Consider the following 19,160-nt stretch of genomic DNA (forward strand, 5'->3'; position numbering starts at 1 on the left):
GTACACAACACCACGACTTTTTCACGGTCGGTAATATCAAGTGGAATAAAACGAAAATGAGGGTATTGCTCAAGAATATGTAGACGAGACTGTTTCAGACCCTGATCGTAATAAGCATTCATGTTGTCGATTCCAACAACCTCATGACCACTATCTAATAAACGCTGACATAGTCTAAAACCGATAAAACCTGCACTACCAGTAACTAAATATTTCATGTTAATTATCTTTTAGTATTAAACCATTCTCACGACTCAATATAAGCCGCATTCAATATCCATTTAGAGTTAAGACCTGTAAATGTAACAATGGTTTTATTTCTAAAGAAATAAAATAATGCTCTCAGTGAGCTATTCGAAAGTTTCTGGTATGGCTTGTGATAGTGCAGATTGATTAATTTCACTTAATGTCGGTGCACCCGCGGGGCCTTGCTTACTGACAACGATGGCAGCAACTTGGTTACCAAAGTCAACACAATCGCGTAATGACCAGCCTTGGGATAATCCCGCCAATACTCCTGCGGCATGTGCATCCCCAGCACCAATCGTATCCACAACGGCAACTTGGTATGCAGGCACGAACAGTGGCTGTTGATTCGGTTGACATAGCCAAGCACCTTGGCTATCCAAGCGAACAATCAGCGTAATACCACGACGATACGCATACTCCGCTGACAACCTTACAAGGTCACCTTCACCACAGAGGAAACGCGCCTCATCACGGTTGACCGTTAAAAGGGTTCTATTGGCGGGTAATTGCTGTAAGAAATTCTGAGGAAGCGCTGCAAGTCTTGGTCCTAAATCTAAAACGAGGGTTTGTGTTGGGCAGTCATTCAGCAACCATTGTTGTAACGCTTCCCCTTGCAAGCAGCCTAGTTCGTAGCCGCTCGCATAGATAATACTGTCGTTCGGTAAAGCGAGAGTTTGTAGCTCCTCCCTATTCCACTCTTCTTCACAACCCGCGATAGAAATAAACGTCCTTTCGCCGTTAGGCTCTGTTAATGCAAAGCACCAACCATTATCTTGGGTTTCGCTAACGAAAAAAGGTGACACACCAAGCTCTGATAGCGCTTGGCGAACTCGCTGTCCCCATTGGCCATTGCCCACACGAATACCATTAATTATAGGGAGTTGTAGACGAGCTAAAGCACGAAGAACATTAAATGCACAGCCACCGATTTGCCAGCCGTGATCGTGGGCTGCAATATCTTCACCACTACGTGGCATTCTCGCGACGCTTAAAACGCAATCACCAGCAGCAGCCCCTATCACGGCAACGGTACGCATGATTAATCTTTCTCCGCTGAATGACTAAACATCAAGTATAAGCCGTAAAGCAAAAAGCTTAATACAAATGAAAGAAGAATGGATAAACTAGAGCCTTCAAAAATCCCTGTTGCCCAAGGCCCTTTAATAAACTCATTATCACTGACTAACAAACCAGCCAGCGCACCTAACAGCCAGCACAGCAGCGGTATCCAACGAATTCCTGCGTTCGACTGACCAAACAGTTGCTCAAACTTATAACCTTGGCGACTACGCAATACGGCATAATCCAACATAAATACCGCTTCCCATGAGGCTAAGAACACGCCACAAAATAGTAAGAAAGCAATAAATGAATTAATAAATTCGCCTGAAATAAATAGGATATAAATCGCCACACCCATGACTAAAATAGCATCTATTGCGACCGCATAAACTTGGCGAATTTTTATGCCAATCGTCAGTAAGTTGAGACTCGCAGAATAGAGGCTTAGTACCGCAATAGTAATAATACCCGCAGTTGCCGTTAATAAATAAGGGATAGACATCCAACTTGGCAGCTCTGCACCAATTAACGCAATCGGGTTTTCAGCGGAAGCTAATTCCGGCAAGCGTGCCGACAGCAAAATCCCTGTAAATAACAGAATAAATAGCGGTAGCATCGCTCCAAATGTGACGGCATTAAAAATAGATGATTTTGATGACCGTTCGCTTTGATAACGGCTGTAATCTGCTCCTGCAATCCCCCAGCCAATACCTGTTCCTGCCGCAATAATTGAGACAGCAGGTAAAAAGCCCGTTAGCCAGCTACCAGAAGGCATGGATAACACTGCCTGCCAATCTGTATGCCAAATAATATACAGCGCAGCAATCAAGGTCATGGTGCCAAAGATACGCGTGATCCAGCTTTGCATAACCACAACCGTTGCTTGCCCGAGTAGGCTAATAGTGATAGCTAAACCACCAAATAACACCATACAGACAACGGTTAATGTCACTGAATCACTAAATCCAAGCACCTGAAAAAGCGCCTTTAATGTCAGTGTCCCAGTGATCATGTTGATGGCTTCCCATCCCATCAAAGTGACCCAACTGAAAAATGTCGGGGCTATATTCCCTGTTTTGCCGAAAATGGTTCGCGAGAGTGTTAGTGTGGAGGTGCGGCCTTTTTGGCCAGATAAACTGATGTAACCAACTAATGCGAAGCTGGCTATACCGATAATCGCCGCGAGCAGCGATTGCACGAAAGAGAGACGAAAAGAAACAATAATTCCGCCATAAACAATACCGAGGATCCCGATATTCGCGGCAGACCAGATCCAAAATAACTCAAGAGGAGTGGCTGTTCGCTCATGCTCAGGTACGATATCAATACCTGTATTTTCGATTTTCCATGCTTCATTTTTTTGTGCAGCGTCAGGTAGTGCACTCATTCAACTCTCCTTAATGACGTAAGGCGCTGAGTATTTTTGCGTAGGGATAAAAATCTATATTATTAGAATTGTTAATCATTGCAATCCATTCTTCAGGAAAAGATTGAATACCTGACAAAGCTCCCGAAATCGCTCCGGCCATAGCACCAATGGTGTCCGTGTCTCCCCCCAGGTTGGCACAATATTTCGCACACATGACAGGATCACCATTTGTTAGGTCAACTATGGCCAGAGCGCAGGGAATAGACTCTATCGTGTCCATACCGGCCCCGATAAAATCGTACAGCTCTTTAAGTGTTGTTTGAGGAGAGCATGTTTGCAACTCACTAGCCTTCTTAAAGGCCAATAAAATTCGTTGGCCTAAAGATGGACTAAACGTTGAGGCATATAACTGTTGCACCTCATCGGCGAGTAGTGGAAGTTCTTGTTTTATTTGAGGCCATGGAGTTTGCTCGATAGCTCGGCTAATTGCCCAAGCAATGACACAGGCACCTGCAATCGCAATGTCCGACTTATGTGTCGGGATACAAGCCGCTTCAACGGTTTTTATAAATTGATTGCGATCAGCAGTTGAAGCAATGCACCCTACAGGGGCTATCCGCATTGCCGCACCATTAGTGACACCATTTGACACAATATCGTTAATTGGAACGCCTGCTTGAATAGCTAATAGAGATTGCTTGGATGTTGGTCCAAAAATATTTTTATCAAAGGCATTAATGCGGTCTGCCCACGCTAAAATATTTTGTGCAACCACCTTCGGCTCTACCTGACCATTACAAGCGATAATCGCATCCATTAACGCAATTGCTTGATGAGTGTCATCCGTCACTTCACCAGCACGAAACCCAATCGCGGCAATATTTTCGTCTGGCCCTGGTAAAAAGTGATCTATCCAGCCGAAAAATTGTTGAACTTTGTCTTGGCGCCATAGTTCAGAAGGCATGCCCATGGCATCCCCTGTAGCCTGACCATATAAGCATCCAAGTATCGCCGCTTCAATGTTGGGTTTCAGGCCCATTTTTACTCCCAGTACTTTCCTTAACAACACTAATTATATTAGCAGCAATTAAGTCCAATACCAGTCCAATCAGTTAAAAAATAATGCCAATGTAAGTCCAATCGATGATATTATGCATATCCTGAACTCTGTTATAAACTTAATTTGTTGAAAGTTTTATGGAAAAATACAATGCAAGTACGCTTTCTTGAATGGATTAAGAATCAGCTAGATGTGAATTCCACAATGCCTCTGTATCGCCAATTGCAACAAGCGATTGAATCCGCGATTGAGCACAAAATTGTGGATGCAGGCGATTATCTTCCAGCAGAGCGCTATCTTGCACAACAGTTAAATCTTTCTCGAGTGACAATCAGTAAAGCAATGCAATCTCTTGAAAAAAAGGGAGCCGTTGTTCGGCAGCAAGGGGTTGGTACTCAAGTCGTAAAATATCTAGGTTATTCGTTATCACATGAAAGTGGTTTTACCTCTCAAGTGATTAAAGCAGGTGGTACAGTCACCACACAGTGGTTATTGCGCACACTCACCGAAGCAACGGCCGATATTGCCGCAAAACTAGGTTTAGCTGTTGGTAGCCAAATCGCGCAATTAAGGCGTATCCGTATCGCAAATGGTCAGCCTGTTTCTTTTGAAAATAACTATATTCCTGCTCAATATCTTCCTGAACCGGAAAAACTGACCGACTCTCTCTATGCCCTATGGGGGAGCCAAGGTATTACTTTCAATCATGTGCAACATAAAGTGAAAGCGATCAGTTGCAATGAAGAGTATGCAAATTGGTTAAACACAACGGTAGGGGCTCCATTATTACAGGTGAAACAAACTAGCACCCTGCAAGGTGGCGTGATCATTGAGTACAGTGAAATCATCTGCCGTGGGGATATCTATGAGTTGGAGTTTAATTCACCATAACGCTTGGCGTGATCTTATCCACGAACACGATTGATAATTTAGATTACTTAAACATTTACCTTTATTCTAATTAATAGTCGTTTTTACTATTAAAGAGAGGGGGTAAATCATGCAGGTTTCTGCTCGTAACCAATTAATCGGTACAGTTAGTGAAATTAAAGAAGGTGCAGTTAACAACGAAGTGGTGCTCAGTTTAGGCAACGGAGAACAACTTACCACCGTCATTACCTGTGAAAGCTGCAAAACCTTGGGGTTAGAGGTAGGCAAAGAGGCGGTCGCTATTATTAAGGCCCCTTGGGTGGTACTTGCCACACCGGACTGTGGTTTGCAATTTTCAGCCCGTAATCAATTCAACGGTAAAATCAGCAATATTATTGAAGGCGCCGTCAACAGTACCGTTCTCCTCGTCACCGATAAAGGTGTTGAGCTAACCGCCGTGATCACCAATGAAAGTCTAAAAGAGATGGCGCTCACTAAAGGGGTCGATATCATCGCCTTAGTGAAAGCCTCTAGTGTGATCCTCGCGACTCGCCAGTGATTGCAGCGGAGATAAAAAATAGCGGAGCACAGCCCCGCTATTTTCCATACCCCTTATTCCTCGACGTTTTTATTCGCCGCCTGTAATGTGTGATAGATGTAGTGGTGATAACTCTCTAATAATTTTTTATCTTCACAGTCATCTAACTTGCCATCACACAAATGGCGCATCTTAATATTCGCTTCATAGAACGGGGAAACATGTAAATTTGCGCGCTCTAATATTATCCCTCCAAGGAAGGCAATATCGGTTAACGGACCCGTTTTAATCTGATTACCCGATTTCAAATTATCACGTAACGTAAATTGTGTGATAAAGGCGGGGTTAGAAAATTCAGATTGATATTGATTTAAGCTGATCCCCGGCTGGTGGTCACCAAAATATAAAAACATTAATGGACGTTCGCGCTTCGCCATAAATTCTACAAAATCGCGTATCGCGTTATCAGACGCGACGATTTTTTCCATATAATGGCTAAATTCACCAACGGAGTCTGCATTTTTTACCTTCCCTTTTAAACCATAATCATCATGATGGCTCTCTTTATAAGGGCCATGCTCATACATGGTTAACGAGAAAATAAATACTGGTTTATCAGTCTCTTTTGCTAAGATTTCTTTGACATATTTCAGCATATCTTCAGTGCTGATCGTCCATAAGTTATCTTGTAATTTTCCTGGGTAACCCAACTCTTGAGGCTGAATAATTCTATCGACACCTAATGTTTGATAAGCATGGCCTGAATGGTAAGCACCACGGTTAAATGGCGTCAGAACGACGGTATAATAACCATTTGCCTTCATCTCTTTAAACAAGCTGTTATTTAGATGGTCGACAATAAAGTAAAAGACACCACTTTTTTGCGAGCCAAAGTCATCACTGTTTAGCCCTGTTAAAGCGGCAAATTCAGACAACCAAGTTCCTCCCCCGAAAGTTTGCACTCGCATATGGCTATGCGCGATCAACTCGTTATCCTGTTGAAACATAAATAAATCGGGTAGTTTAGTGCCGTCTGGTAATTTATAGATGCTTGGATTAACAGTGGACTCTTGTAATAACAATAAGATATCCGGTTTTTCTGTTATATCAGATGCGGGTAATGATACCGTTGCCGCTTTTTGTATAAAATAATCAGATGAACCTTTAATTTGGGGGGAATGGTAATTTGAATTTTTCGCCGACATAACCAAGTTGGTAACGGTTCCTCTACCTTTAGGTAAGGTCTCCGTCCATTGGTTGTAATAATGGGAGGCCGCAAAGCTCGCGCCAAAATAGCCACCAACGCCAAGTAATATGCCGATTAATCGCCAAGAAAATGTTTTCGTTGGGCGTAATAGACGCCAACTAAGCACTGCATTAATGATTAACAAAATCAATAATCCGATCAATGCAACGCCAGCTAACCAATAATGCCCCAAGGTTCCCATATTTGACGTATCCGTCATGATATTAATATCGGAATAAAATAATTGCTCTTTATAATAGTGAACTTTGAGTTGGTTAAGGAATTTAATAATAATAAACAGCGTACTGGTAACAACGGCAGAGAATAACCATCTAGCTGAGACAAGATAGAGCACCCCAAAGATAACGGCATAAACACTTACCGAGATCAATCCGGGGTAAATCACACTCGTTTTCTCGAAGACTAGGAAAAGGGAAGCAATGAATATCAGTGTTAGATAAACGGCGGAAAATACTCTTTTCTTCATCGGGTTTACCACAAAATATGTAAGTATCGACGACCTCCAACAGATAAAGGCCGCCACAGACTGGCTATTTTAACTAATTTAGACGATAAATCTATTCAACAAAAATGCCTTTATCTCGTAAAAAGTGCCCATCGCCTTTGCGTCTAGTGAAGCCACTTCTATCGAAAAACTCAAGAATTTGAATCGCCAATTTCCGACCAATCCCTAATTCATTGCGAAAATCAGCGGCGCCTATTTCTCCTTTATGCGTACAGTAACGCAAAATAAGCTCGGCAAATTGCTTTATTTGATCACTACTGTAGTAGCGGTCACGGATAATCGCCGTCACTAGCCCCATTTGTGCCGCTTTTTTCATCGCACGTCGGACAGCGTCTTCATCATGATTGATTTCTTTAGCCAGATCACGGACCCACCATGCCTCGGCTCGAGGGAATAAAGGCGCTATTTGTTGCCAAATTTGTTGTTGTTCCGTATCAAAGACTAACCCATGTTGTGGCATGTGTAGCCAACCACGGGTCTGTTTAATACGCTCATCAGCAATCAACTCATTAATTAATTTAAAAACTAATGATTCACTTACTGTCGGTAATGCCATGCGTTTTAAGCGTGCTTTCCCAACCCCAATTTGGTCACTGTGCACTTCATGGAAATCTTCTAATGTTTGAACGAGCCGTTCTTTCGCCACTTGGGCTTTAAAAGCAGAAAGAGCCAAATCCCCTACGCGAACGAGTTCAACCTGTGATAATAGCTGTTCAAGGGCGGGCGGGGTTAATTGACGAGCCCAACTATAACGCTTTAAATCTAACTCACCATTAGGCAACTGTAATTTCAGATGGGTAAGTTCATCATTTGTCATACAGAGGCGAGTTAACCATTCAATGAATTCAGGTAATCTCTTACCTCGACGTGGAGAGGTAAGCCGGATCACTCTTGCTGACGCCAGTGTTTCTCGCGCACTAATATCACGAATGATGAGGCGGTCATTATCCACAAGCCACAACGGTGTATCGAGAATGAGTTCCGCGAGTAAGGGCGTCGAGCCAAGTTCGGTTAATAATGAGACTCGACCTGTAATATGGCTCGCACCATGGTATAAATGGACCGGCTGCCAATGTTTAATCACTGAATCACACTCTAATTCAACAATCACTCTTGTTGCCGCAGCGAAAGGCTTCTCTGATAGCAGCCAATCACCACGTGTAATAGCCGCTTTATCAATATCTCCTGCTAAATTGAGTGCAACCCGGTCACCCGCTTGAGCTAGCTCTGCTGGCTGATTTTGGCGGTGGATCCCCCGAATACGAACAGTGGTGTCAGCGCCCGTTAACCATAAAGTATCACCAAGCTGCACTTGCCCTGCTAAGGCCGTGCCTGTGACAACAATACCGGCCCCTTTGACATGGAATACACGGTCAATCGCTAAACGAAAACGTTGTTGACGATTTTGGTGATCGGCTCTTTGCTGGTGCAATTGTTGTAAGTAAGCCTGTAATTCTGCAATTCCGCGTCCATCGTTGGCCGAGGTCACAAATATCGCAGCGTCAGGCCAACCTTGGTGCTGTAGCTCATTTTTCACTTGCAAAGAAATGTGTGCAATTCGCTCTGCATCAACTTTATCTGCTTTCGTCAAAATGGCTGTTATATTTTGGCAACCAGCTAAACGTAAAATCGCTAAGTGCTCTCGCGTTTGCGCCATGACCCCATCATCACAAGCAACCACCAGCAAGGCATGGTTGATCCCGCCGACCCCTGCTAACATATTCCCTAAAAATTTTTCATGTCCGGGAACATCGATAAAACCGATTGAACTACCATCTTGTTGAGGCCAATAAGCATAGCCGAGGTCGATGGTCATACCCCGTTTTTTTTCTTCGGGTAAATGCGCCGTATTCACCCCAGTGACTGATTGAATTAGCGATGTTTTACCATGGTCAACATGGCCAGCAGTAGCAAAAATCATGACAACAATACCTGCAATAATCCATGTTCATCATCTAAGCAACGGAGATCTAGCCATAATTTGCCATCTTTTAATCGACCAATTACTGGTTGGTCGGTGTGACGCCAACGTGCCGTCAGTAAGGCCAACGTATTGCCCCGCCCATCAAATGGCGTAAACGTCACGGCATAACTCGGTAGCCTATCAATCGGTAATGAGCCGCTACCAATTTGGGATAAACAAGGCTCCATTTCTACGACAAATTTATCGCCATAGAAGGCTTGTAATGGAACGATCAAACGTTCAGCTCGCGCTTTGATTTCATCGGCACTACGTGTTAACCAGCGTAGTGTTGGAAGCTCCGTGACCAGTTTTTCGGGCGTTAAATAGAGTTTTAATGTGGCCTCTAATGCGGCTAACGTCATTTTATCAGCACGTAAGGCACGCTTAAGCGGGTGCTTTTGAATGGCTTCAATCCACTTTTTCTTCCCGAGAATAATCCCTGCTTGCGGCCCTCCCAGTAGCTTATCCCCAGAAATAGAAACAAGGTCAATCCCTTGAGCAAGGTACGTTTGCGGCATTGGCTCGGCAGGTAGTCCATAGGCGGTCATATCGATCATTGATCCGCTGCCTAAATCAATTACGGTCGGCAACTGATGCTGTTGACCTAATTCCGCCAATTCAGCGCCTTCAACTTCTGCGGTAAACCCTTCAATACTGTAGTTGCTGGTGTGCACCTTCATCAATAACGCGGTTTGCTCATTAATAGCGCCCGCATAATCACGCAGGTGAGTACGATTGGTTGTTCCTACTTCGACTAATTGGCAACCTGCTTGTGCCATCACGTCCGGTACTCGGAAAGCACCTCCTATTTCAACTAATTCGCCACGTGAAACAATAACTTGCTTGCCTTGAGCCACCGTCGCCAAAAGCAATAATACGGCAGCAGCATTATTATTCACAATGCAAGCATCTTCGGCGCCCGTGAGTTGGCATAGCAATTCAGCCAAAGCGCGATCACGATGCCCTCGCGTCGCGCCATCAAGAGAGTATTCCAAAGTCACAGGTGAGCTCATCACCTTATTAACGGCAGCAATCGCTGAAGAGGCCATCACCGCGCGACCAAGGTTGGTGTGCAGCACCGTTCCCGTCAGGTTAAATACGGGTTTTAATGCGCTTTCTTGTAAAGCACCATGGCGCCTAACCAACTCAGCAACCCAATCAGGATGCCAAGCGGGCAACTGACTATGTTGTCGGATATACTCGCGAGCTTGCTGTTGCATCTCTCGCAACTGCTCGGTTACCCAGTGGTGTCCTGACTCGATGACGAGGGGTTGCACCTCGTCAAGTTGGAGGAGTTTATCAACAGCAGGAAGCTGGCGGTATAGTTCGGCGGTGGAGTCTGCCATCGTGATTACTCTCTTTTAGTGACTATTTTTCACCGGGAAATAAAAATGGGTTAAGGCTACTACGGGCAAAGCCCTCTTCTTCCATCCGAGCATCTAGGATGATAGACGCCAGATCATCAGCAACGGCTTCGACTTTCGCATCTTTTTCTTGATAAAGAATTTTGAGATAACTACCGCAGTCACCGCAACTTTCTGCTTTTACCGCAGCATTTTCATCATCAAGAGACCAATAGTGAAGATCACGGGTTTGTTCACAGTTACTGCATTTGACACGTACCATATGCCATTCTGTTTCACACAGGTTACAGTGCAAATAGCGTAGGCCTTGCGTTGTGCCAATTTGTACAATGCTAGACACAGGCATGCTGTTACAAACGGGGCAGAAGTGGCGATGATCACCATGCTCAGCACGTGCTTTTCCGGGAATTTGTGCTGCCATTTGTGCCCAATACACAGACAGTGCCGCCCAAATAAACATGGATTTATCAGCGGGAACCTTCTCAAATTGCTCGTTAAGTAGCGCAGTCGCCATCTCTTCAAGCTCATTTTCAGACGCCTTATCGAGATTCTCTAATGCAGGGCGTACTGACTCTGGAACCACTGGTAATAATTCAGCAATAATCGCATTTAATAACTTATGCCAATGGGCTGTACGTGGGAATGTTTTCGCATCAAGAGGCGGATTATTGGTCGCCGTTGCGCGCTCTAATACCGCATTCATATCCATTTCTAAAGGATTATCATGCTGCGCATTGTTTTGTGCCGTTGCCACTTCCGCTGCAAAATTAAGATAATCTGCAAAAGGATGTTCATCCACACCCAGTGCTTTTAATCTTTCTGCGCGTCGTTGATACAGATTTTTTAAATTCGGGAATAGGACAGGCGGGATAAAACCAATACCTTTTTCTTTTAGTCTTTCTTGCCCTAATTCTTCTTTAGGGACGATACGAATACCCATCGCATTGCTCTCTTTCAAATTTTTAAAATGATAGCTCTAGGGGATTTCCCTAGAGCTATCTATCGTATTGTATGCTTATCAGCGGAAATTGCTGTTATCTATCGCTCAGGATAAAACAAAAGTCGCTCAGTAGCCACCTTGTTCCCTTTGTATCGTGCGTATCGCCTGCTTTTTATATCAGAGCGAAGCAATCTTTATACCGTTTCTTTAGATGAGCTGATGTGGGGAAGGAAATGATGATATTAAAGATAATGAGTGATTTCACTGCGCCTGAATATCACCCATATCACGTTATATTTGTTAAACGGACTCAGACTAATTTGAATCAATAGGTAAGCTACTGTCTTCTTTTGCGAAATGTCGCCCCATGGTAAAAATCAAACATAATGGGATTAGGGTAATTAATAATGCGTACTCTCTCGCATAGTCAGCTAACATTGCCATCATAAAAGCACCACCAGCAAAGCCAAATAAGGTTAAAAAGTAGCAATAACTTTTGTATAACGCCTCTTTGCGCTCTTGCCCTTTAAATGCCACGGATTCTGCTAATGAGCTAAAACCTAATTGTACGTTAAGTGTCACAGCAATATTGCCATATAACATGCCATTAATTTTATGGAACGCATTACCTTGCATACCCGCAATAAACGATAGCGCCCATACCGCGTGGAAACCACTTGCCTCCACTTTAAAAAAGTAAATATAAGCAATGAGCAGTAACAGCAGTATGATTTCTAAAGATAGCAGCGTAAATGTCCATGTTTTCTCATCGGTATTGTATTTATAACGTAATAACGCCAATAACATAGCACCTGCGCCAAACGAAAAAATTGCAATAACATAAGGAATTACCGCCGTAATACCGTGCTTAGCAAACTCATAGCCTAACATGATGATATTACCCGACTGAAAGGTAGCAAATGATTTGGTCGTAAAAAATGCATAGCCGTCGAGCATGCCTGATGTGATTGCCAATAAAAACGCGATGGTCGGCAATTGCATAAATGGAATTTTGGGTGTTGAAGTTGTCATTGTGATTAAACCTATCAATATATTGTTATTTTTAGCGATTACAGTGCATCTGGATTTTCTGAGGCTGCTTTTTTGGTTTGGCTTAAGCGACTGATCACTGAGGTAATATAAACGGTAAATATTGGGAATACCGTCATCCCTGTCGCTGCCAATACAGTGGTAATGACTTTTCCTGCAGTTGTCACAGGAATGATATTCGAGCCCAATGTCGTTACCGTCATTGCCGCCCACCAGATCGCATCACCATAATTTTTAACTTCAGCGTTATTGCCTCGTTCAAAAATAAAAAAGATCAAACTGATAAAATACACTGTTGAAAAAAGTAGAATAATATAAGAGAGAAAGAGTGCCGTGGTGTTTCGTTTTACAACCATCATCATGAGCATCACAAAAGCGGCTCCGCCACGAAATAAAGGAATAAAACGAATTAAATAAATTTGTTCTTCCGTAAATTGAATCGATGTGTAATCTAAAATAGTCAAATACGGAATCGAAAGAAAAATAATAATAAAATATTTAGCGATAAACTTTTTTCTATTTTTCGATAGAAATAAAAAAATGAAAAAATCGATCGTAAAATAAATACAAATCCAAAATTGAATATCGAAATAAATCGAATGCGCCAAAAATGGATCATGCCGAAATGTCTCTAGAGAAATACTTGCAATCAAAAATAGCGAAGCCACAACACCGAGAAAATGCAGTGTTTTGATCAGGGTTTGCTTGCTATAGAGCGTTTGAGGTGCTGTTATGTTCATTTTATCTTTATCATCAAATAGGTAGGTAACCTATTCGATTACCTACCTAACAACATGAATATAGGTAAAGGGTTTAAGACACAAGCGGCGTGAACCAAATCGCCTGTTGCCCACTGATCAGGCGTTCCTGATTGATCCACGTAAACGGTGCTGGTACTTGCGCTTGTAGCCTAACATCAGATGCACCACGCTCTGCGGTCAGAGTCGGTGTTAATACGACTGGCTCAGGCCCATAAATTGCCGCTGAGGTGAAGTCTCGTTCTTGACGCCCCCCACACACAACCCATAGTTGGTTTAGCGTCGCTATTGCATAAGGAATAAAGTCGGCTCGTCCTGTTGGTGGATTTTCCACCGAATAGAGATGGCTTTCGATTTCAACACGTAAATCACTCGGCATTCCAGCAGGGGCCGCAATAATGTCGGCACGTAACGTGCTATAAAGTCCGCCAACTTCGAGCACTTCTAACTCATGTGCCGCCGCCAACGCAATGCGCCCAATCGGTGTAGCGGTAACACTCATGACGTTCCCAGCACTCGCCCAACCTTTATCACGCTCATTCAAGTGAGTAACACGGTATCGTGCTAAAATATCGCCCGTAGGACCCGCTAATACAACCGTGTGATAGAGTTTATCGACATCAATTTCAGGGTAACTCCCAACAACATAGCCTTTCCCATCAGCGGCTATTTTACTGAGCGTCTGCTCAAAGGTTCCCCCCTGCTTCTGCGCGTGAGACAACAGTACATTAGGGTCATTGGTGTACGGCAGTGCTGAAAACTCGGGTAGTACCAGCAACTCATTTTCACCCACTGTTGCCGAAGCCAAGTCAGAGGTGGATTTATCCCATTGAGCAGCAATGAATGTTGTTTGCGTTTTAGTGGTTGTCGCATTGATATCGGTCGGGCTGCGGTGAAAAGCCAGCGTAGGAAAATATAATTCAGGGCGACGTTTCGCCAGTATCGCTTCTCGCTGTTTATCCGCCTCATCAAGGTCGATAGTCGCACAGAAAATACCATTCAAACCCGGCTCTAATTCAAGTGGACTTAACACAGGAGATTGAGCCACTTTATGGCCTGAAGGCGCCCATATACTCGACCCACCATTATAGTAAAGCTGACCTTGTGTGATTGGATTTGTTTCAATGCCACTACGCGTAGCACAAATAACCCACATCCCATTAAATGCGCTCATATGCTGAACATGTGCAATGGTTGAGTGATCACCTAACATTTCTGCGGGCGTTGCATCAGGCATCATACGATCCGATACCGAATGCCACCCCAAAATTTGGGCACCTTCTAATGCCGCTAAACGCGCATATTGCCAATAAGTATCATCATAGCAAATTAATAATGCTATACGCCCAATCGCGGTATCAAATGTTTTCACCCCCGTATTTCCCGGTGCAAAAACTTTTTGGTCTTGAGAGTTCAAACCAATTTTGCGATATTTACCAATAATCCCTTCCGGCCCCATTAAAACGGCTGAGTTATAAGCTAATCCGGTCTCGGTATCACGTTCTGCAATACCAACACTCATATACATCCCTGTACGCGCCAATATGGGTAAAATTGCCGCCGTTGTTTTTCCTGGGATAGTATCTAAATAAGGTGCTAATTCTGCTGAATCAGAAAATAAATAGCCACTTACTGCCGTTTCGGGGAATACCGCATAATCAACGCCTTGTGCCGCCACTTTTTCCGCTGCTTCCGCGAGACGGCGAATATTCCCCTCTAAGTCGCCCCAAGCGGGAACAAAATCAACAGCAGCAACTTTACTGCTTTTCTTCACTGTTAAATGGTTCATGCTATTCGTCCTTATTTAATAACCACCGTTATTGTCAGAAGTCATATAAAGCAGCCCAACTATTGGCTAAACCAACAAATAACGAATATTCAAAAAATGGATGAGTGAAGCCGCCTCATCAATAATGATGAGGTAACAAACTTCTTAATTGATTTATTACGTTTATTTAATTAATGCGTAGCACTCTTATTTCGATATCATTAATCTCTATTATTTAGCCGCAGCCCAATTAATTTATTTAAATAATAAAATTAATTGGGCTGGATAATTTAAATAACTTTTTTCGTTTTCATTTCGGCTATTTGTTGTTCGCTATAGCCTAACTCTTTTAAAATTTCGCTATTATGTTCACCTAAAAGTGGTGCACTTTTTATTTCAGGCGTAAAAGCTGAAAATTTCATTGGGCAACCCACCGTCAAATAATGGCCTCTCAATGGTTGCTCTACTTCAACAATAGAGCCACTGTCACGCAAAGATGGGTCATACATAATCTCTTTCATACTCAAAACCGCCGAGCAAGGTACGCCGAACTGGTCAAAGTAATCTGTTAGCTCATGTTTATCTTTGTCTTTAGCAATCTCTTCAATAGCATCCCAAACATCTTGGATATGGCTGACCCGTGCTTCTGTGGTTGCAAAGGCAGGATCGGTTTTCCACTCAGGTTTACCTAATGCATCACAGGTATTGGCCCAGTTGTGATCTTGATTGATAAAATAGATATAGGCATTCGGGTCATGATCACTCCCTTTACATCGCAACATCGTTCCCGGTTGCCCTCCACCGCTGGCATTACCGCCACGCGGTACTGCATCACCAAATGAACCATTTGGATATTGAGGATACTCTTCTAAAAAACCGAGTTTTTCGAGGCGTTGCTGGTCACGCAATTTAACGCGGCATAGGTTAAGCACGGCATCTTGCATCGACATAGTGACACGTTGCCCTTTCCCCGTTTTCTCACGTTGCAGTAATGCCGCTAATAAACCAATTAATAGGTGCATACCAGTATTGCTATCGCCTAGTGCCGCTGAACTCACAACCGGTGGGCCATCAGGAAAACCCGTTGTTGATGCGGATCCCCCCGCGGCCTGCGCAACGTTTTCGTAGGCTTTCACATTCGCATAAGGGGAGTTTTCATTGAACCCTTTGATGGAGCCAAAAATCAGGCGTGGGTTTAGCTGTTGAATGACTTCCCAGGTAAACCCCATATGGTCAATCGCTCCCGGATGGAAATTTTCAACCAAAATATCCGCTTGGCGGATCAGCTTTTCCATCACCTCTTTGCCTTCAGGGGTTTTCGTGTTCAGCTCTAGCGAACGCTTATTACTATTGAGCATGGTAAAATACAATGCATCAATATCAGGAATATCTCTAAGCTGGTTACGAGTGACATCCCCAATACCCGGTCGCTCAATTTTTATTACATCTGCCCCGAACCAAGCCAACATCTGAGTACATGATGGGCCAGACTGTACCCCTGTAAAATCAAGAACACGAATGCCTTCAAGTGGAAGTGGAAAAGCCATAATCACTCCTTATTGTATGATGGATACGAGGCATCTATTTGATGCCTCACATTCATCTATTTATTATGCAACCAAACGCGCAACGTAGATCCACAACGGTGCAGCGATGATAAAACCAAGTACACTTACTGCGAGGGATGCTGTTCCCGTACGGGTATACAGGTTAAAACGGCTCGCGATAATAATTCCAGAGAAGGCAGGCGGTAATGCGCCGGCTAATACCATCATCTGTAGTTGCTCTGAGCTCATATTAAATGTCATACCAACTAGTAATAATAAGCCCGGCATCAATATTAATTTGAGTAAGGTGTTGTAGATAATTTCACCATCAAATTCGAATTTATTCGCGGCCAGTGTCAGGCCGGCTGCAAATACCGCGACACCGGAGTTAGCTTTGGCAATAAGGTCAAAGGTCGGGTCCCAAACATCAGGAATTTTAATACCGATTAATACCAAAACTGTCGCCAATACTGGTGACCAGACAACAGGCTCTTTGAATGCCGAAATAAGAGCATCCATACCGCCGCCGCCTTTTTTACCATCAGCATTGGAAGGGTTAAGTAAGAATAAGCCAATTGGGATAGTAATCGCATTCACGATAATAGAAATAATCGCCACAACTAAACCGGTTGATACGGTTTGCCCATAGATAGGATCCAAAACCGCAAAACCAAGGAAGCCAATGGTAGGAGAGCCAGCAATCAATGCACACACCGCGGCTTCACCACGACTATGTTTAAAAATGTACTTACAACTAAAGAAAGAAAAGAAAAAACAGACCAATAGCACGACAAACGAAATAATTGTTAGCTTAGTATCTGCAAAAATCATTTCACGGTTTGCACGTACAATGGAGACAAATAACGCGGCAGGCAAAGCATAGTTTAAAACCAGTTTATTAAATGCTTTTGCTTGGTCATTGGTAAATACGTTGCGTTTACCGCTAGCGTATCCCAGAACCATAATGATAATTATGGGCAATAAATCGCTCATAAATATCTTAAACATAAAATCAGCCATATGATTTTCACCTATTTTGGGCAAAAGCGTTCCTATGCCACTTAAAAGAATAAGTGGCACAGAAACCATTTAAATATTTATTTCATTGAAATAACGCTAGTTTTTCACAACAGATTTCGGATTTAAGTTACCAATATGGCCACTTTCTGTTCCTACTGCTGGGTCAATAACCACATTAATCAATGTCGGTTTACCAGACTCAAGACCTGCTTTTAGCGCCTGTTGAATTTCATCTGGTGTCGTTGCGTTATAACCGATGCCGCCAAAAGCCTCGATCATCTTGTCATAACGCGCGCCTGCCATTAATACCGTTGGGCACGGGTCCTTATCGCCATGTAAATTGACGCCATCGCCACGGTAAATCCCCCCATTGTTAAAGATTAAAATGGTGACTGGCAGTTGATAACGGCAGATAGTTTCAATTTCCATACCACTAAAACCAAACGCACTATCTCCCTCAATAGCCACGACAGGCTTACCGCTAGTGACCGCTGCACCAATAGCATAACCCATACCAACCCCCATCACGCCCCAAGTACCACAGTCGAGACGTTTGCGAGGTTCATACATATCGATGATATTTCGTGCATTATCGAGGGTGTTAGCCCCTTCATTCACCACATAAACGTCTTTATGGTCGACTAACACATCACGAATTGCGCGCAATGCATTGAAATAGTTCATCGGTGATGTATCGGTATTCAGCTTAGCGGCCATCTTCTCGCTATTTGCTTTCTTATGCTCATCAATCCCAGCCATCCAATCGCTCGGTGACTTCACTGGTGTGGTTTTTAACCCTTCAAGTAGTGCGGCAACACTTGAATAGATATCGCCGACAACAGGGGCTGTTATTGGACGATTGCTATCGATTTCAGATGGCTCAATATCTAATTGAATAAATTTCGTCTCTGGCGACCAGTGTTTGCCTTTTCCGTGATCTAATAGCCAGTTTAGGCGTGCCCCCATTAATACGACGACATCGGCATTAGAGAGTGCATGGGAACGTGCTGACGCGGCTGATTGTGGGTGATTATCTGGCAATAACCCTTTTGCCATCGACATAGGCAAGTAAGGGATACCTGTTGTTTCAATAAATTGACGAATATTTTCATCCGCTTGGGCATAGGCTGCCCCTTTACCTAAAATAATCAACGGACGCTTTGCCGATGCCAATAATTTAAGTGCTTTATCAACAGATTCAGGCGCAGGTAGTTGGCGTGGAGCAGGGTCTTCAACCGTAAAGATTGTTTTGTCTGCTGCATCTTTGTCCATAACCGCAGCCAATACTTCGGTTGTTAAGTCAAGATAGACGCCACCAGGACGACCAGAAACAGCAGCACGAATTGCGCGAGCCAGAGCAATACCAAGGTCTTCCGGTTTATTGACTCGGTAGGATGCTTTAACAAAGGGCTTAGCGGTATTCATTTGATCCAGCTCTTCATAATCGCCTTGTTGTAGGTCGATAATTGCTCTATCACTGGAGCCGCTGATTTGTATCATTGGAAAGCCATTGGTCGTCGCATTCGCTAATGCCACCATACCATTTAGAAACCCCGGTGCAGACACCGTTAAACAGATGCCGGGTTTTTGGGTTAAAAAGCCGCTGATTGCCGCAGCATTACCCGCAGATTGCTCATGACGAAAACCAATATAACGAATACCTTCAGCCTGTGCATGCCTAGCCATATCCGTCACAGGGATCCCCACAACACCATAAATTGTGTCAATGCCATTTTTTTTCAGTGCATCAACAATAATATGCATACCATCAGTCAAGTTTTGGGTTTGATCAGTCGACATGTCCACCTCATGAAATATGTAAAAAGAAAG

16 protein-coding genes are annotated in these 19,160 nt (G+C 43.5%); 2 read left to right on the plus strand and 14 right to left on the minus strand.

Annotation, left to right across the window (positions count from 1 at the left end; genetic code table 11):
* The 4 genes from PR833_RS15405 to PR833_RS15420 form a co-directional block, all read right to left on the minus strand.
* On the minus strand, positions 1 to 218 hold a 218-nt coding region (locus tag PR833_RS15405; protein WP_196712844.1), incomplete at its 3' end, for an NAD-dependent epimerase/dehydratase family protein.
* 132 nt (positions 219 to 350) lie between these two features.
* The gene (locus tag PR833_RS15410) at positions 351 to 1,286 is read right to left on the minus strand and encodes a PfkB family carbohydrate kinase (RefSeq protein ID WP_272526325.1); all 936 of its coding nucleotides are present in this window, start codon (positions 1,284 to 1,286) and stop codon (positions 351 to 353) included.
* 2 nt (positions 1,287 to 1,288) lie between these two features.
* Positions 1,289 to 2,698: a purine-cytosine permease family protein gene (locus PR833_RS15415; protein WP_004924182.1), complete on the minus strand. Its 1,410-nt coding sequence runs from the start codon at positions 2,696 to 2,698 to the stop codon at positions 1,289 to 1,291.
* Between the two features lie 10 nt (positions 2,699 to 2,708).
* Positions 2,709 to 3,719 carry an ADP-ribosylglycohydrolase family protein gene (locus PR833_RS15420; protein ID WP_014657179.1) on the minus strand — a complete coding sequence of 337 codons (1,011 nt, stop codon included), beginning with the start codon at positions 3,717 to 3,719 and terminating at the stop codon, positions 2,709 to 2,711.
* 171 nt (positions 3,720 to 3,890) lie between these two features.
* On the opposite strand from PR833_RS15420, the gene PR833_RS15425 reads away from it, so the two are divergent.
* Complete coding sequence (locus PR833_RS15425; RefSeq protein WP_272526326.1) at positions 3,891 to 4,631, plus strand: GntR family transcriptional regulator; 741 nt, start codon at positions 3,891 to 3,893, stop codon at positions 4,629 to 4,631.
* 109 nt (positions 4,632 to 4,740) lie between these two features.
* Entirely contained in the window at positions 4,741 to 5,169 is a 429-nt protein-coding gene (locus PR833_RS15430) for a TOBE domain-containing protein (RefSeq protein WP_004924171.1), read from the plus strand.
* Between the two features lie 53 nt (positions 5,170 to 5,222).
* Here PR833_RS15430 and PR833_RS15435 read toward each other — a convergent pair whose 3' ends face one another.
* The 10 genes from PR833_RS15435 to oxc form a co-directional block, all read right to left on the minus strand.
* Positions 5,223 to 6,881, minus strand: coding sequence for an LTA synthase family protein (locus PR833_RS15435; protein ID WP_040132611.1), 1,659 nt, complete (start codon positions 6,879 to 6,881; stop codon positions 5,223 to 5,225).
* A gap of 91 nt (positions 6,882 to 6,972) precedes the next feature.
* Positions 6,973 to 8,841 carry a selenocysteine-specific translation elongation factor gene (selB, locus tag PR833_RS15440; protein ID WP_036942457.1) on the minus strand — a complete coding sequence of 623 codons (1,869 nt, stop codon included), beginning with the start codon at positions 8,839 to 8,841 and terminating at the stop codon, positions 6,973 to 6,975.
* Positions 8,838 to 10,229 carry an L-seryl-tRNA(Sec) selenium transferase gene (gene selA, locus PR833_RS15445; protein WP_272526327.1) on the minus strand — a complete coding sequence of 464 codons (1,392 nt, stop codon included), beginning with the start codon at positions 10,227 to 10,229 and terminating at the stop codon, positions 8,838 to 8,840. The genes selB and selA overlap by 4 nt, the downstream gene beginning before the upstream one ends.
* 22 nt (positions 10,230 to 10,251) lie before the next feature.
* Complete coding sequence (fdhE, locus tag PR833_RS15450) at positions 10,252 to 11,187, minus strand: formate dehydrogenase accessory protein FdhE (RefSeq protein ID WP_014657174.1); 936 nt, start codon at positions 11,185 to 11,187, stop codon at positions 10,252 to 10,254.
* A gap of 315 nt (positions 11,188 to 11,502) precedes the next feature.
* The gene (locus PR833_RS15455; RefSeq protein WP_014657173.1) at positions 11,503 to 12,219 is read right to left on the minus strand and encodes a YoaK family protein; all 717 of its coding nucleotides are present in this window, start codon (positions 12,217 to 12,219) and stop codon (positions 11,503 to 11,505) included.
* A 38-nt stretch (positions 12,220 to 12,257) separates the two neighbouring features.
* Positions 12,258 to 12,977 carry a potassium channel family protein gene (locus tag PR833_RS15460; RefSeq protein WP_040132612.1) on the minus strand — a complete coding sequence of 240 codons (720 nt, stop codon included), beginning with the start codon at positions 12,975 to 12,977 and terminating at the stop codon, positions 12,258 to 12,260.
* Positions 12,978 to 13,050: 73 nt separating this feature from the next.
* Complete coding sequence (locus PR833_RS15465) at positions 13,051 to 14,784, minus strand: nitrilase-related carbon-nitrogen hydrolase (RefSeq protein ID WP_053110688.1); 1,734 nt, start codon at positions 14,782 to 14,784, stop codon at positions 13,051 to 13,053.
* 269 nt (positions 14,785 to 15,053) lie between these two features.
* A complete protein-coding gene (gene frc / locus PR833_RS15470) occupies positions 15,054 to 16,310 on the minus strand; it encodes a formyl-CoA transferase (protein WP_053110689.1) in 1,257 nt (418 codons plus the stop codon).
* Between the two features lie 63 nt (positions 16,311 to 16,373).
* Positions 16,374 to 17,318: a transporter YfdV gene (gene yfdV / locus PR833_RS15475; protein ID WP_014657170.1), complete on the minus strand. Its 945-nt coding sequence runs from the start codon at positions 17,316 to 17,318 to the stop codon at positions 16,374 to 16,376.
* Between the two features lie 108 nt (positions 17,319 to 17,426).
* On the minus strand, positions 17,427 to 19,130 hold the full coding sequence (gene oxc / locus PR833_RS15480; RefSeq protein ID WP_004924149.1) for an oxalyl-CoA decarboxylase: 1,704 nt from the start codon (positions 19,128 to 19,130) through the stop codon (positions 17,427 to 17,429).
* Positions 19,131 to 19,160: the final 30 nt, after the last annotated feature.

It is taken from the genome of Providencia sp. PROV189, assembly GCF_028480065.1.
Classification (GTDB): domain Bacteria; phylum Pseudomonadota; class Gammaproteobacteria; order Enterobacterales; family Enterobacteriaceae; genus Providencia; species Providencia stuartii.

Bases quoted from the DNA above. Each gene is read 5' to 3' on its own strand.
- PR833_RS15410 (WP_272526325.1), bottom strand. From the start codon at position 1,286: ATGCGTACCGTTGCCGTGATAGGGGCTGCTGCTGGTGATTGCGTTTTA.
- PR833_RS15415 (WP_004924182.1), bottom strand. From the start codon at position 2,698: ATGAGTGCACTACCTGACGCTGCACAAAAAAATGAAGCATGGAAAATC.
- PR833_RS15420 (WP_014657179.1), bottom strand. From the start codon at position 3,719: ATGGGCCTGAAACCCAACATTGAAGCGGCGATACTTGGATGCTTATAT.
- PR833_RS15425 (WP_272526326.1), top strand. From the start codon at position 3,891: ATGCAAGTACGCTTTCTTGAATGGATTAAGAATCAGCTAGATGTGAAT.
- PR833_RS15430 (WP_004924171.1), top strand. From the start codon at position 4,741: ATGCAGGTTTCTGCTCGTAACCAATTAATCGGTACAGTTAGTGAAATT.
- PR833_RS15435 (WP_040132611.1), bottom strand. From the start codon at position 6,881: ATGAAGAAAAGAGTATTTTCCGCCGTTTATCTAACACTGATATTCATT.
- selB (WP_036942457.1), bottom strand. From the start codon at position 8,841: ATGATTTTTGCTACTGCTGGCCATGTTGACCATGGTAAAACATCGCTA.
- selA (WP_272526327.1), bottom strand. From the start codon at position 10,229: ATGGCAGACTCCACCGCCGAACTATACCGCCAGCTTCCTGCTGTTGAT.
- fdhE (WP_014657174.1), bottom strand. From the start codon at position 11,187: ATGGGTATTCGTATCGTCCCTAAAGAAGAATTAGGGCAAGAAAGACTA.
- PR833_RS15455 (WP_014657173.1), bottom strand. From the start codon at position 12,219: ATGACAACTTCAACACCCAAAATTCCATTTATGCAATTGCCGACCATC.
- PR833_RS15460 (WP_040132612.1), bottom strand. From the start codon at position 12,977: ATGAACATAACAGCACCTCAAACGCTCTATAGCAAGCAAACCCTGATC.
- PR833_RS15465 (WP_053110688.1), bottom strand. From the start codon at position 14,784: ATGAACCATTTAACAGTGAAGAAAAGCAGTAAAGTTGCTGCTGTTGAT.
- frc (WP_053110689.1), bottom strand. From the start codon at position 16,310: ATGGCTTTTCCACTTCCACTTGAAGGCATTCGTGTTCTTGATTTTACA.
- yfdV (WP_014657170.1), bottom strand. From the start codon at position 17,318: ATGTTTAAGATATTTATGAGCGATTTATTGCCCATAATTATCATTATG.
- oxc (WP_004924149.1), bottom strand. From the start codon at position 19,130: ATGTCGACTGATCAAACCCAAAACTTGACTGATGGTATGCATATTATT.